The 14,295-nt window shown below is 75.5% G+C and carries 10 protein-coding genes; 5 read left to right on the top strand and 5 right to left on the bottom strand.

Going from position 1 to position 14,295, the window contains the following annotated elements; genetic code table 11:
* Positions 1-86 precede the first annotated feature (86 nt).
* Together JOE61_RS18530 and JOE61_RS18525 are read left to right on the top strand one after the other, a co-directional pair.
* Entirely contained in the window at positions 87-3,206 is a 3,120-nt protein-coding gene (locus tag JOE61_RS18530) for an ATP-binding protein (RefSeq protein WP_193667466.1), read from the top strand.
* Between the two features lie 54 nt (positions 3,207-3,260).
* Positions 3,261-4,682, top strand: coding sequence for an FAD-binding oxidoreductase (locus JOE61_RS18525; protein WP_193667467.1), 1,422 nt, complete (start codon positions 3,261-3,263; stop codon positions 4,680-4,682).
* Between the two features lie 28 nt (positions 4,683-4,710).
* Here the strand turns inward: JOE61_RS18525 and JOE61_RS18520 are convergent, their stop codons facing one another.
* Entirely contained in the window at positions 4,711-6,024 is a 1,314-nt protein-coding gene (locus JOE61_RS18520) for a UDP-glucose dehydrogenase family protein (RefSeq protein ID WP_193667468.1), read from the bottom strand.
* 157 nt (positions 6,025-6,181) lie between these two features.
* On the opposite strand from JOE61_RS18520, the gene mptB reads away from it, so the two are divergent.
* Positions 6,182-7,597: a polyprenol phosphomannose-dependent alpha 1,6 mannosyltransferase MptB gene (mptB, locus tag JOE61_RS18515; protein WP_193667469.1), complete on the top strand. Its 1,416-nt coding sequence runs from the start codon at positions 6,182-6,184 to the stop codon at positions 7,595-7,597.
* On the opposite strand, the gene JOE61_RS18510 is transcribed toward mptB, so the two are convergent.
* The 4 genes from JOE61_RS18510 to JOE61_RS18495 are packed head-to-tail and all read right to left on the bottom strand — an operon-like array spanning position 7,536 to position 12,019.
* Complete coding sequence (locus JOE61_RS18510; RefSeq protein ID WP_307823091.1) at positions 7,536-8,696, bottom strand: glycosyltransferase; 1,161 nt, start codon at positions 8,694-8,696, stop codon at positions 7,536-7,538. The two genes, mptB and JOE61_RS18510, sit on opposite strands and share 62 nt — an antisense overlap.
* Before the next feature lie 4 nt (positions 8,697-8,700).
* Entirely contained in the window at positions 8,701-9,819 is a 1,119-nt protein-coding gene (locus JOE61_RS18505; RefSeq protein WP_193667470.1) for a glycosyltransferase family 4 protein, read from the bottom strand.
* A 60-nt stretch (positions 9,820-9,879) separates the two neighbouring features.
* Positions 9,880-10,845: a methylmalonyl Co-A mutase-associated GTPase MeaB gene (meaB, locus tag JOE61_RS18500; protein ID WP_193667471.1), complete on the bottom strand. Its 966-nt coding sequence runs from the start codon at positions 10,843-10,845 to the stop codon at positions 9,880-9,882.
* Positions 10,829-12,019, bottom strand: a complete 1,191-nt coding sequence (locus JOE61_RS18495; protein WP_193667472.1) for an acetyl-CoA C-acetyltransferase — start codon at positions 12,017-12,019, stop codon at positions 10,829-10,831. The genes meaB and JOE61_RS18495 overlap by 17 nt, the downstream gene beginning before the upstream one ends.
* 180 nt (positions 12,020-12,199) lie before the next feature.
* On the opposite strand from JOE61_RS18495, the gene mce reads away from it, so the two are divergent.
* Both mce and ccrA read left to right on the top strand, forming a co-directional pair.
* A complete protein-coding gene (gene mce, locus JOE61_RS18490) occupies positions 12,200-12,667 on the top strand; it encodes a methylmalonyl-CoA epimerase (RefSeq protein WP_204797312.1) in 468 nt (155 codons plus the stop codon).
* Positions 12,668-12,760: 93 nt separating this feature from the next.
* The gene (gene ccrA, locus JOE61_RS18485) at positions 12,761-14,098 is read left to right on the top strand and encodes a crotonyl-CoA carboxylase/reductase (protein ID WP_193667474.1); all 1,338 of its coding nucleotides are present in this window, start codon (positions 12,761-12,763) and stop codon (positions 14,096-14,098) included.
* Positions 14,099-14,295: the final 197 nt, after the last annotated feature.

The following is a 14,295-nucleotide window of genomic DNA, read 5'->3' as shown; positions in this document are numbered from 1 at the left end:
CCATGCTAGGGATCCTCGCGCGCGTCGCGAGGACCGGTCCGGCCGATGTCTCGACGCGGGGCCCGCGAGGGCGCAGTCTCGTAGGCATGCTCCGCGTGCGGGTCCTCGGAGAGCGCAGCGCCGTCGACGACGCGACCGGCGAGGTGCTCACCCGTTCGGCGCGCTCGATCGCGCTGGTCGCCTACCTGGCGCTGCACCGGGGCACCCCCCAGCCCCGGGTCCGGATCGCCGAGGCGTTCTGGCCCGACTCGGCCCAGCAGCAGTCGCTGACCAACCTGCGCCGCGAGCTGCACCAGCTGCGGCGGCTGCCCGGCGCGGGCGAGGCCGTGGTGGTGAGCGGCACCGACCTGACGTGGACGGGCGAGGGTGACGTGGTCGTCGACCTCGTGGAGCACCTCACGGCGCGGGACCGGGCGCTCGTCCACGCGACGGACGGCCCGGGCGCCCTGCTGGAGCACGGCGAGCTCGCGCTGGCGGCGTACGGCGGCGACCTGCTGCCGGGCCTGTACGACGAGTGGGTGCTGGCCCAGCGCGCGAGCCTGGTCGAGGGCGCCCGCGAGCTGTGCAGCGCGCTGGCCGTGGCCGCGGGGGCCGCGCAGCGCTGGGACCTGGCCGTGCGCGCGGCCCGCCGCCGGGTCGCGCTGGACCCCCTCGACGAGACGGCGCACCGCGACCTGATGCGCCTGCAGGCCGCGCAGGGCGACCGGGCCGGGGCGCTGAGCACCTACCACCGCTGCGCCGACGTGCTCGAGGAGCAGCTGGGGGTGGCGCCCGACCCGGCCACCCGCGAGCTGCGCGACACCCTCGTGAGCGGGGACCGGGGGTCGTCACCGCAGACGGTGCCCCGCTCGGCCGGGTCCCCGGCGCCGGCGGGGCCGGTGGGCCTGGTGGGCCCGGTGGGCCTGGTCGGCCGCGACGAGGAGCTGGCCTGGCTCGAGCGGGCCCTCGACGACGTCGAGCGCGGCGGCGTGCGCACCGTGCTGGTCAGCGGCGAGCCCGGGGTCGGCAAGACCCGGCTGGTCGCCGAGCTGGCCCACCGTGCCACCGCCGACGGCGCCTGCGTGGCGCTCGCCCAGTGCTACGCGGGTCTGGACCCGATGCCCCTGGCACCGGTCGTGCAGTGGCTCGGCGAGCCCGGGCTGGAGCGGTGGCTCGAGGCGCTGCCCGCCCGCTGGCGCGACGAGGTCGACCGGCTGCTGCCCGGCGGGGGCGCGGCCGCCGGGGGCGACACCCGCGGCGTGGTCGACACCTGGCGTCGCCACCACTTCCTCCGTGGCCTCGCCGAGGCCCTGCGACCGCCCGGGCGAGCGGTGGTGCTGGTCCTGGAGAACGCGCAGTGGTGCGACCTGGAGACCCTCGACCTGCTGGGGTTCCTGCGCAGCCTCGAGCCCCACCGGCCGCTCCTGCTGGTGCTCACCGCGCGCAGCGGCGACCCGACGGCCGACCGCGCCCTCGACGGGTGGGTACGCCGCGCCCGCGCGGTGGCCCCCCTGCGCGAGCTGGCGCTGCGACCGCTGCCCCCCGCCGCCAGCGCCGACCTGCTGCGCCACCTCTGCCCGCAGGCCGGCGACGAGCAGGCCCGGCTGCTCCACGACGTCACCGGGGGCTTCCCGCTCCACCTGGTCGAGGCGGTGCGCCGGGACCCGGGGCTGGCGCGGCTGCACGCCGCCTCCCCCGACCTGGCCGCGCTGCTGCGGGGCCGCTTCGACGACCTGGGCCCCGACTGCCGGGCCGTCGTCGAGCTGGCCTCCGCGGTGGGACGCGACTTCCCGCTCGACCTGCTGCGCGCGTCGTGCGAGCTGTCCGCCGAGGCGGTGGTCTCGGCCGTCGACGAGCTGTGGCGGCTGCGGATCCTCTCCGTCCACCGCGAGCGTTACGACTTCTCCCACGACCTGCTGCGCCGGGCGGCGTACGAGCAGCTGACGCCGGCGGCGCGCTGGCTCCTGCACCGCAGGCTCGCCGCCGGCCTCGAGGAGCTGCACGCCGGCGACCTCGACCCGGTGGCCGACCTGCTCGCCGACCAGTACGCCCGGGCGGGCTCCACGCAGCGCGCCTGCGAGCTCTACCAGCGTGCTGCCCTGCTGGCCGACTCCGTCTTCGCCCACGCCGACGCCGCCCGCCTGCACCGTCGCACGCTGCGACTCCTGGCCGACCTGCCCACCGGCCCGGGCCGGGACCGGCGCGAGCTGCAGGCGCTGTCGGGGCTGGCGCGCGCGCTCAACGCCTCGCGGGGCTACTCCGACCCCGAGCTCGCCGCGACGCTGACCCGGGCGGTCGACCTGGGCGAGCGTGCCGGCCTGGTGGGCGCCACCATGGACGCCCTGGTGGGCCTGTGGGCGGCCCGGTTCGTGCAGGGCGACATCCCGCGCGCCCACGCGATCGCCCTGCGCGCCCTGGCCCTGAGCGAGGCCGCCGGCGACGCCGACCCGACGGCCGACCTGCTGCGCTCGCAGGCCCACTTCGCCTGCGCCGGCTCGCTGCTCTCCCTGGGCGGGGCGGCGGACTCCCTGCAGCACTTCGACCGCGCGACCACCCTGGCCGCCGACGAGGCGTCGCTGAGCATCGGCAGCCACCCCACGGTGCACGCCCACGCCTGGTCGGCCCACGCGCACTGGCTGCTCGGCGACCCGGGCACCGCGCGCCGGCACGCCGAGGAGGCGGTCGAGCGGGCCCGGGCCCTCGCCCACCCCTACAGCCTGGCCATCGCCCTGGGCTACGCCGCGCTCACCCAGCAGCTGCTCGACGACACCGCTCGGCTCGCCGCCTCCACCGACGAGCTGGCGGCCCTGAGCCGGCGGCACGGCTTCGCCTACTACGCCGACTGGGGCGAGGTGCTCGCCGGGTGGAGCGCCGACAGCAGCGCCGGGACGGCCCGGATGGAGCACGCGGTCGCCCGGCTGCGCCGGGCCGGGGCCTTCACCCGGATGCCGTACTGGCTCGAGCTGCTGGCCCAGCGCACCACCGACCCGGTCCGGGTGGTGGCGCTGCTCGACGCCGCCACCGTCAGTGCGCGCACCCACCACGACGTCTGGTGGCTCCCGGAGGTGCTGCGGCGCCGGGCCGCCCTGCTGCCCCCCGCGGCGGCGACGGCGACGCTCGAGCAGGCCGCGGCGCTGGCGCGCGACCACGGCAGCGTGACGCTGCTCCGACGCTGCTGCGACGACCTCGACACCGGCCGAACGCTGGCCGAACGCCCCGCTCCCTAGCGTCGGTCGGCGACGGGCAACGGCTCGTCCCACCACCGATCCAGGAGCCCTGACATGACCACGACCGCACCCACCAGTCCCGGCACCCACGCCGCGGGCCCCGTGCCCTGGGAGGAGCTGGCACCGCTGCTGCGCGGTCCGCTCGTGCTGCCCGGGGACGACGACTACGACGAGGCCCGCGCGGTCTACAACGGCATGATCGACCGGCGGCCGGCGGCGCTCGCGCGCTGCCGCGACACCGTCGACGTGGTGGCGGCGGTCGGCTTCGCCCGCGAGCACGGACTCGACGTCGCCGTGCGCGGGGGCGGCCACAACGCCGGCGGCCTCGGGGTCTGGGACGACGCCCTGGTGGTCGACCTGTCGCTGATGCGCTCGGTGCGGGTCGACCCCACCACGGCCACCGTGCGCGTCGACGGCGGCTGCACCTGGCAGGACGTCGACCACGCGACCGTGGGCTTCGGCCTGGCCACCCCCTCGGGGTTCCTCAGCTCCACCGGCGTCGGCGGCCTGACGCTGGGCGGCGGGGTCGGCTACCTGAGCCGTCGCTACGGCCTGACGGTCGACAACCTGCTCTCGGCCGACGTGGTGCTCGCCGACGGGCGCCTGGTGACCGCCGACGCCGAGCACCACCCCGACCTGTTCTGGGCGCTGCGCGGGGGCGGGGGCAACTTCGGTGTCGTCACCTCCTTCGAGTTCCGCTGCCACCCGGTCGGCGAGGGGGGCGTGGTGATCGGTGGCCCGGTCCTCTACGACATCGGGGACACCAGCGAGGTGCTGCGCTGGTACCGCGAGCTGCTGCCCTCGCTGCCCGAGGAGCTCAGCGGCTGGTTCGGGGTGCTGACCATCCCGCCCGCCGCCCCCTTCCCGGAGGAGCTGTGGGGCCGCAAGGCGTGCGGCATCGTCTGGTGCTACACGGGTCCGCACGACCGCGCCGACGAGCTGCTCGACCCGGTCCGCTCCTTCGGCCGGCCGCTGGTCGTGGGCATGCACGAGATGCCCTTCAACGTGCTGCAGTCGGCCTTCAACGCCCTCTACCCCGCCGGGCTGCAGTGGTACTGGCGGGCCGACATGTACGAGTCCATCAGCGACGAGGCGGTCGACGTGCACAGCCGGTTCGGCGAGGCGCTGCCGACCGGACACTCCACCATGCACCTCTACCCCATCGACGGTGCCGCCTCGCGGGTGGCGCAGGACGCCACGGCCTTCGCCTACCGCTCGGGCGGCTGGGCCGGGGTGATGGTCGGCGTCAGCCCGGACCCCGCCGACAACCCGGCGATGACCGAGTGGGCCAAGGGCTACTGGTCCGAGCTGCACCCGACCTCCGCCGGGGGCGCCTACGTCAACTTCATGATGGACGAGGGCGAGGACCGGGTGCGGGCCGCCTACCGCGGCAACTACGCCCACCTGGTCCAGGTCAAGACTGCCTACGACCCGACCAACTTCTTCCACGTCAACCAGAACATCCGGCCCGCCTGAGCCGCCGAGCCGCCGCGCCGGGCGTCGCTCAGGCGGCGCCCAGCGCCCGGACGCTCCACCCGGCGGCGCGCCACGCGTCGGGGTCGAGGGCGCCCCGCGCGTCGACGACCGCACGCTGCGCCACGACCTCTCCCAGGCGGCGCGGGTCAAGGCCGCGGAACTGGTCCCACTCGGTCAGCAGCGCCACCACGCGGGCGCCCGCCGCGGCCTCGAGCGCCGAGTCGGCGTACTCGAGGTCGGGGTGGGTGCGGCGGGCGTTGTCGAGCGCCTGGGGGTCGACGACCACCACCCGGGCACCCTCGTCGTGCAGCCGCTGGGCCACCTCGAGCGCGGGGGCGTCGCGCACGTCGTCGGAGTGCGGCTTGAAGGCGGCGCCCAGCACGCACACGCGGGCCCCGCGCAGGTCGCCGCCGGCCTGCTCGCGGACCAGCTCGACGGTGCGCAGCCGACGACGCCGGTTGATGTCGTCGACCTCGCGCAGGAAGCGCACGCTGCGCCCGGTGCCGAGCTCCTCGGCGCGGTGCACGAAGGCCCGGATGTCCTTGGGCAGGCAGCCGCCGCCGAAGCCCAGCCCGGGCTTGAGGAAGCGCCCGCCGATGCGGTCGTCGAGGGCGAGGGCCGCGGCGAGCTGGTGCACGTCGGCGCCGGAGGCCTCGCACACCTCGGCCATGGCGTTGATGAAGGAGATCTTGGTGGCCAGGAACGAGTTGGCCGCCCCCTTGACCAGCTCGGCGGTGGCCAGGTCGGTGACCACGCAGGGCACCTGCGCGGCGAGCAGCGGCGCGAAGACGGCCTCGAGGACGGCCCGGGCCGTCCCGGCGGCGACGCCCAGCACCAGGCGCGAGGGCCGCAGGGTGTCCTCGATCGCGTGGCCCTCGCGCAGGAACTCGGGGTTCCAGGCGAGCTCGGCCGCCGCACCCGCCGGCGCGAGCCCCGCGAGGAGGCCGGCGAGCCGCTGGGCGGTGCCGACGGGCACCGTCGACTTGCCCACGACCAGGCAGGGCCGCTCGAGGTGCGGGGCGAGCGCGGCGACCGCACCCTCGACCTGGGACAGGTCGGCGCCCATCGAGCCGGCCAGCTGGGGGGTGCCGGTGCACACGAAGTGCACCTCGCCGAAGGCCGCGACCTCCGCGACGTCGTCGGTGAAGCGCAGGCGGCCCGAGTCGAGCGCCTTGCGCAGCATCTCGGGCAGGCCGGGCTCGTGGAAGGGGACCCGCCCGGCGGCCAGCGCGGCGAGCCGCTCGCCGTCGCGGTCGAGGGCCAGGACGTCGTGGCCGAGGACCGCCATGCAGATGGCGTGCGTCGCGCCCAGGTAGCCGGTGCCGATCACGGTGAGTCGCATGGACCCACCGTGGGCAGCGCGCCCGACACCCGCGCAGCGCCGCCGTGGAGGTGCGGTGAACGGCTGCGGAACGGTTGCGGGGCCCGGTCGCGCGCCGTTGCCGCGGCGTTCACCGGCGTGTGCGCCACCGGCCGCCGGGGGCCCCTAGCGTCACCGCGTGCCCCAGCCCGCCCGCCGGTCGAGCCCCTCACGGCGCACCCTGCACCTCGGCGTCCTCGGCTCGCTGCTGGTGCTCGTCGGTGGTCTGGTGATCAGCGCGGTGCCCGCCAGCTCGTGGGTGGCCGACCTGCCGTGGCGGCACTCGATGCCGGGGCGGATGAGCGGGCTGGTGGTCGTGGTCGGCGGCCTGGGTCTGCTCAGCGCCGCCTGGATCCGGCTCTGGCGGGCCGCCGGGCACGGCCGGGCCGAGCTGCGCCTGGTGCGCACGGCCACCGTGCTGTGGAGCGCACCTCTCCTGCTCGCCCCTCCCCTGTTCAGCCGGGACGGCTGGAGCTACGCCGCCCAGGGCGAGCTCACCCGGCTCGGCCTCTCGCCCTACCGCTGGGGCCCGGGCGTGCTCTCCGGCCCGGTGGTCGAGGCCGTCGACCCCCGCTGGCTGGGCACCCCGACGCCGTACGGTCCGCTGCCGCTGCTGTGGGGCGCGGGCACCGCGCGGCTGGTGGACTCGCCGTGGGCGATGGTCGTGGGCCACCGCGTGCTCGCCCTGGCCGGGCTGGCGGTGCTGGCCTGGGCGCTGCCGCGCCTGGCGGCGTGGACCCGGTACGACGCCGCGCTCGTCTCGGCGCTGGTGCTGCCGAGCCCGCTGGTGCTGGCCCACGGCGTCGGCGGCCTCCACAACGACCTGCTGGTGGCCGGGCTCGGGGCGGCGGCGCTGGTCGTGGCCGCCGAGCGGGGCTGGCTGCTCGGCGCCGCCACGGGCGGGCTGGCCGCGGCGGTCAAGCTGCCCGGCGGCCTGGTCTGCCTGGGGGTGCTGCTCGTGTCGCTGCCCGTCGGCGCAGGCCTGCGCGAGCGCGTGGGCCGCGGGGCCCAGGTCGCGCTCGTCAGCGTGGCGACGCTGGTCGGGGTGGGCGTGGTCGCTGGCACCGGCAGCGGCTGGGTGCACGCCCTGGGCGTGCCCGGCACCGTGCACACGCCGCTGGCGCTCAGCGCCACCCTCGAGCTGCTGCTGCCCGGCGCACGGCTGCTGGCGCAGGTCGCCGCGCTGGCGCTGGTGGCCTGGCTGGGCCTGCGCGGGCGCACCGGCGACCCCGGGGCGGCGCTGCGCGCGAGCGCGCTGGCCTTGACCGCGACGGTGCTGCTCAGCCCGGTGGTGCACCCCTGGTACGCCCTGTGGTGCCTGCCGCTGGCTGCGGCCTGCCACCTGCGCGGCCGGGCACTGGCGCTGCTGGTGTGGTTCTCGTTCGCGCTGGGCATCACCGCGCCCCTCGACTCCGAGCTGCGCGGCCTGCACGTGGCGATCGCGCTGACGGCCACGCTGGTGGTGGGTCTGGCGATCGCGCTGACCTGGGCGGTCAGGCCGTCCGCGCTGCCGCCCCCGGCTCGTCGCCGCGTCCGTCCCTCGCTGCCGGGGTGAGCCCGGCGTGCACGGCCAGCATGTCGTGCACGGTGCGGTCCCAGGCGAAGAGCTCGGCGCGCGCCCGGGCCGCGGGGCGCGCCACCGCCTCGGGTCGCGCGGCCAGGGCGAGCACCGCGTCGGCCAGGTCGTCGGGGACCGGACGCCCCCAGGCGCCGCACACGTCGTCGACCAGCTCGCGCGCCCCGCCGTACGACGCCGTCACCACGGGGGTGCCGCAGGCCAGTGCCTCGAGCACGGCCAGGCCGAAGGTCTCGCCGGGGCAGACCGAGAGCGCGACATCGGCGCGGCCCAGGTGCTCGGCCAGCGCCCGGCGCCCGGCGACGTGGCCGTGGAAGGTGACCGGCGCGCCGCCGGCCAGCTCGACGAGCTCGGCGCGGTGCGGCCCGGTGCCGTAGACGTCGAGGTGCACCGCGACCCCGCGCCGGTGCAGGGCGACGGCGGCACCGACCGCCAGGTGCGGGCTCTTCTCCCGGGAGAGCCGTCCGGCGTGCACCAGCCGCAGCACCCGGCCACGGGGATCGCGGGCCTCGGGCGGGGCGAAGGTGTCGAGGTCGACGCCCAGGGCGACCCGGTGCAGCCGGGTGCCGGCGGCGCCGGCGACCTCCTGCAGCTCACGGCGGGCGAACTCGGAGGTCACCACGATCTCGTCGAAGCTGCGGGCCAGGAGCCGGTTGAGCACCGAGACCGGCGCAGCGATCCCGGGGGTCCCGGCCTCGCGGCCGGTGCGCAGCGAGAGCATCGCGTCGAGCCGTTCGTGGGAGAACAGCACCGAGCGCACCCCGCGGCGCCGCGCCCAGTGCGCCACCGGCCACAGGGTCGCCTTGTCGGAGACCTCCACCGACGTCGGTGCGAACTGCTCGAGGACCTCCCCGACCCGCCAGGGCTCGACGATCAGCCGGTAGCCACCGCCGACGCGCGGGGCCCGCAGCTGCACGACGTCGCCGTGCTCGGTGGTGGTGCGCCGGTCGCGCGGGCCGGGCACCACCAGCAGCCGGGGCACCCCGGCGGCCGCGTAGCCCGCGCCGAGGGTCTGCACGGCCGTCTTCATGCCACCGGAGGCGGGCCCGACGAAGTTGGCCAGCTGGGCGATCCGCACCCGCTCAGGCCGCCGCTCGGTGCGGTCCCGGACGCAGCACCGCCCGGTAGTGCTGCTCGACGAGCTGGTCGACGACGGCCGCCCAGCCGCGCTGGGCCACCTCGCGCGCGGCCCGGTCGGCCAGCTCGTGGCGCAGCACCGGGTCGGCCACCAGCCGGGCGACCTGCTGCGCGAGCGCGCCCTCGGCGCGCGGGTCGTAGAGCAGCCCGGTGCGGCCGTGCTCGACGAGGTCCAGCGGCCCCCCGGCGGCCACCGCCACCACGGGCACCCCGCTGGCCTGGGCCTCCTGCACGGTCTGGCAGAAGGTCTCCGACTCGCCGGGGTGCACGAAGACGTCGAGGGTCGCGAAGGCCCGGGCCAGGTCGGCTCCGCCGAGCATCCCGGTGAAGACGGCGTCGGGCATCCGCCGCTCCAGCGACTCCCGCTCCGGCCCGTCGCCGACGACAACCACCCGCACGCCGGGCAGCCGGGAGACCTCGACCAGGCGGCGTACCTGCTTCTCGGGGGCCAGCCGGCCCACGTAGCCCACCAGGGTCTCGCCACCCGGTGCCCACCGCTCGTGCAGCGCGGCGCTGCGCCGCGCGGGCCCGAAGAGGTCGAGGGAGACCCCGCGCCGCCACAGGTGCAGGTCGCCGACCCCCAGCGCGGCGAGCTGGCGGTAGGAGGTCGTCGAGGGCACCAGGGTGCGGTCGACGCGCCGGTGCAGGCGCCCCACCCACGCACCCGCGAGCAGGTCGGCGCGCACGCGGTAGTGGCGCGCGAACCCGGCCACGTCGGTCTGGTAGACCGCCACCGTCGGCACGCCCAGCCGCCGCGCGGCACGCAGCCCGACCGCCCCGAGCGCGATCGGGGAGGCCAGGTGCACCACGTCGGGGTCGAAGTCGACCAGCGCCCGGTGCACCGCGGCGTCGGGCAGCCCGATCGGGAACGAGCGGTAGGTCGGCAGCCCGACGGAGCGCACCCGCACCACCGGCACCCCGTCGTACGACCCGGGGCCGGGGCCGGGCGCGACGATGATCGCCTCGTGCCCGGTGCGGCGCAGGTGGTCGACGACCTGGCGCACGGTGTTGGTGACCCCGTTGACCTGGGGCAGGAACGACTCGGTGACCACGGCGACTCGCATGCCCCCAGGCTCGGGGGCGCCGGTGGACGGGTCAGGAGCGGCGGGGCGGCGTGCGGGTGATCAGTCGGTGAACGCCGAGAGCAGCCCGTCGGCGGCGGTGTAGGGGTCGGTGCGGCCCTCGGCGACCGCCACGGCGAGCTCGTCGAGCTCCTCGCGACCGCCCACGTCGGCCCAGCGCCGGCGCAGGGTGGTGACGGCGATCGCCTCCACCTCGACGCGCGCCCGTCGGGTGCGCCGCCGCCCCAGGGCGCCGGTGCGCTCCGACCACTCGCGGTGCCGGTCGAGCTCGGCGACGACCTCGTCGACGCCCTGGCCGGTCTGCGCGACGGTCTTGACGATGCCGGGTCGCCACGCATCGGCGGGCCGGTCGCCCAGGGAGAGCATCGAGCGCAGGTCGCGGCGCACCCGGTCGGCGCCCTCGCGGTCGGCCTTGTTGACGACGAAGACGTCGCCGATCTCGAGGATGCCGGCCTTGGCGGCCTGGATGCCGTCGCCCATGCCCGGCGCGAGCAGCACGACGGTGGTGTCGGCGGCCGCGGCCACCTCGACCTCGCTCTGGCCCACGCCGACGGTCTCGACCAGCACCACGTCGAAGCCGGAGGCGTCGAGCACCCGGACAGCCTGCGGGGTGCTCCAGGCGAGCCCGCCGAGGTGGCCGCGCGAGGCCATCGAGCGGATGTAGACGCCGTCGTCGGAGGCGTGGTCCTGCATCCGGATGCGGTCGCCGAGCAGCGCACCGCCCGAGAACGGCGACGACGGGTCGACGGCCAGCACCCCGACCCGCTTGCCGGTCGCGCGCAGGGCGCCGACCAGGGCGTTGGTGGAGGTCGACTTGCCCACGCCGGGCGAGCCGGTGATGCCCACGACCTGGGCGTGGCCGGTGTGCGGGGCCAGCGCGGCCATCACCTCGCGCAGCGCCGGGGACTCGTCCTCGACCAGCGAGATCAGGCGTGCCACGGCCCGGACCTCGCCGGCGCGGGCGCGCTCGACGAGGTCCGGGACCAGGTGGTCAGCTCGTCGGGACACGCACGATGAGGGCGTCGCCCTGGCCGCCGCCGCCGCACAGGGCGGCCGCGCCGACGCCGCCGCCGCGGCGCTGCAGCTCGAGGGCCAGGTGCAGCACCACGCGGGCACCGGACATGCCGACCGGGTGGCCCAGCGCGATGGCGCCGCCGTTGACGTTGACCTTGGCCTCGTCGAGGCCCAGGCTGCGCGCCGACTCGATGCCCACGGCCGCGAACGCCTCGTTGAACTCGACCAGGTCGAGGTCGGCGGGCGCGATGCCCTCCTTCTCGCAGGCCTTGGCGGTGGCGTTGGCGGGCTGCATCTGCAGGGTGGAGTCGGGCCCGGCGACCATGCCGTGGGCGCCGATCTCGGCGAGCCAGGTCAGGCCGAGCTCCTCGGCCTTGGCCTTGCTCATCACGACCACGGCGCAGGCGCCGTCGGAGATCTGCGAGGCGGAGCCGGCGGTGATGGTGCCGTCCTTGGCGAAGGCGGCGCGCAGCTTGCCGAGCGACTCCGCGGTCGTCTCGCCGCGCACGCCCTCGTCCTGGGAGACCACGACCGGGTCGCCCTTGCGCTGCGGGATCTCGACCGGCACGACCTCGTCGTCGAAGACGCCGTTCTTCCAGGCCTCGGCGGCGCGCTGGTGGGAGCGGGCCGAGAACTCGTCCTGCTCCTCGCGGCTCAGGTTGGTGCCCTGGGCGTTGCACTGCTCGGTCAGCCCGCCCATGGCCTGCTGGGTGGCCTGGTCGAAGAGGGCGTCGTAGGCCATCGAGTCGACGAGGGAGACGTCGCCGTACTTGAACCCCTCGCGCGACTTCGGCAGCACGTGCGGTGCGTTGGTCATCGACTCCATGCCGCCGGCCACGATGATGTCGGCCTCGCCCGCGCGGATCATCTGGTCGGCCGTCGCGATCGCGTTCAGGCCCGAGAGGCAGACCTTGTTGACGGTGATCGAGGGGACGCTGGCGGGCAGGCCGGCCAGCAGCCCGGCGGTGCGGGCGGGGTTCTGGCCGGCACCGGCCAGGATCACCTGGCCCATGATGAGGTAGTCGACCTGCTCGCCGGTGACACCGGCCTTCTCGAGGGCCCCCTTGATGGCCACGCCACCGAGGTCGGCGGCGGTCTGGCTCTTCAGCCCGCCGAGCAGGCGGCCGATCGGGGTGCGGGCCCCCGCGACGATGACGGTTCCGGACATGTTTCCTCCAAGGACGACGACTGCGGGCGGGTCGGCAGTGGTGCGGACCACGCCTCACCTCGACGATACCGACGAGTCACTTCGGTGGGTACCGGGCGCCGGGCCCCGGTCGTGAGGCACACGTCACAACTGCGCCGGGACCGTTGTCGCGGAGCGCCCCGGCGTACGACCATGCTCGCCATGACCTCCTCCCCTGCTCCGGCACCCGGTCCGCTGGGCGTGCCCGGCCACCTCTTCACCGCCATCGACCACGTCGGGATGGCGGTGCCCGACCTCGACGAGGCGATCGCGTTCTACCGCGACACCTTCGGGATGCGCCTGGCCCACGAGGAGGTCAACGAGGAGCAGGGCGTGCGCGAGGCGATGATGGCCGTGGGCGACTCGACCTCCCACGTGCAGCTGCTCGCCCCGCTGTCGCCGGAGTCGACGATCGCGAAGTTCATCGACCGCAACGGCCCCGGCTGCCAGCAGGTGGCCTACCGCGTCACCGACGTCGAGGCCGTCAGCGCGGTGCTGCGCGAGCGCGGCGTGCGGATGCTCTACGACGAGCCGCGCCGCGGCACCTCCGACAGCCGGATCAACTTCGTGCACCCCAAGGACGCCGGCGGCGTGCTCGTCGAGATCGTGGAGCCCGCCGCCCAGCACTGAGCCGTGGGTCACACGGGGTCGACCCCGTGGTTACCCAGCAGTAATCTTCGCGACCAACACCTCGTAGAGCCCGCCCAACCCACAGGAGCCCACGTGCAGCACATCCTCGACGCGATCATGGCGGGCGACACCGCCCCGGACGACTTCGCGAACCTCGACCTGCCCGAGTCCTACCGCGCCGTGACGGTGCACGAGGACGAGGTCGACATGTTCGAGGGCGTCGCCACCCGTGACAAGGACCCGCGCAAGTCGCTGCACGTCGAGGACGTCGCGCTGCCCGAGCTGGGCCCGGGCGAGGCGTACGTCGCGGTGATGGCCTCGGCGATCAACTACAACACCGTGTGGACCTCGATCTTCGAGCCCGTCTCCACCTTCGGCTTCCTCAAGCGCTACGGCCGGCTCTCCGAGCTGACCAAGCGCCACGACCTGCCCTACCACGTGGTCGGCTCCGACCTCGCCGGCGTGGTGCTGCAGACCGGCCCCGGCGTGACCAAGTGGAAGCCCGGCACCGAGGTCGTGGCCCACTGCCTGTCCGTCGAGCTCGAGGACGCCGAGGGCCACGACGACTCGATGATGGACCCGCAGCAGCGGATCTGGGGCTTCGAGACCAACTTCGGCGGCCTGGCCCACATCGCCCTGGTCAAGTCCAACCAGCTGATGCCCAAGCCGGCCCACCTCACGTGGGAGGAGGCCGCCTCGCCGGGCCTGGTGAACTCCACCGCCTACCGCCAGCTGGTCTCCCGCAACGCCGGGCAGATGAAGCAGGGCGACAACGTGCTGATCTGGGGCGCCTCGGGCGGCCTCGGCGGGTTCGCCACCCAGTACGCCCTCAACGGCGGCGCCGTGCCGATCTGCGTGGTCTCCAACGAGGAGAAGGCCGCGATCGCGCGCTCGATGGGCGCCGAGCTGATCATCAACCGCTCCGAGGAGGGCTACCGGTTCTGGAAGGACGAGCACACCCAGGACCCCCAGGAGTGGAAGCGCTTCGGCGCCAAGATCCGTGAGCTCACCGGCGGGGAGGACATCGACATCGTCTTCGAGCACCCGGGCCGCGAGACCTTCGGCGCCTCGGTCTACGTGACCCGCAAGGGCGGCACCATCACCACCTGCGCCTCGACCTCGGGCTACATGCACGAGTACGACAACCGCTACCTGTGGATGAACCTCAAGCGGATCGTCTCCAGCCACTTCGCCAACTACCGCGAGTCGTGGGAGGCGAACCGCCTGGTGGCCAAGGGCATGATCCACCCGACCCTGTCGCGCACCTACACGATGGACGAGGTCGGCCAGGCCTCGCTCGACGTGCACCACAACCTGCACCAGGGCAAGGTCGGTGTGCTGTGCCTGGCCCCCGAGGAGGGCCTGGGCGTGCGCGACCACGAGATGCGCGAGAAGCACCTCGACGCGATCAACCGGTTCCGCGGGGTCTGACCCACCCGTTTCCCACCCCTCTCCCGGGCCCGTCCGGGACCGTCCGGCGACCCGCCTGCAGGCCCTGCAGGCGGGTCGCTGCGTGTCCGGGCGCGGCGCCGCGCCCGCTCCGTCGCACTCACAGCGAGATCTCAGGCGCCAGCGGGGGTGGCGAGGTGTGATCCGGGCCGCGCATCGGCCAAGATGAGCACCGGGAG

The organism is Nocardioides salarius, assembly GCF_016907435.1.
Taxonomy (GTDB): domain Bacteria; phylum Actinomycetota; class Actinomycetes; order Propionibacteriales; family Nocardioidaceae; genus Nocardioides; species Nocardioides salarius.
The sequence above is the reverse complement of the archived record's forward strand: the minus strand, read 5'-3'. Positions and strand labels throughout refer to the sequence as shown.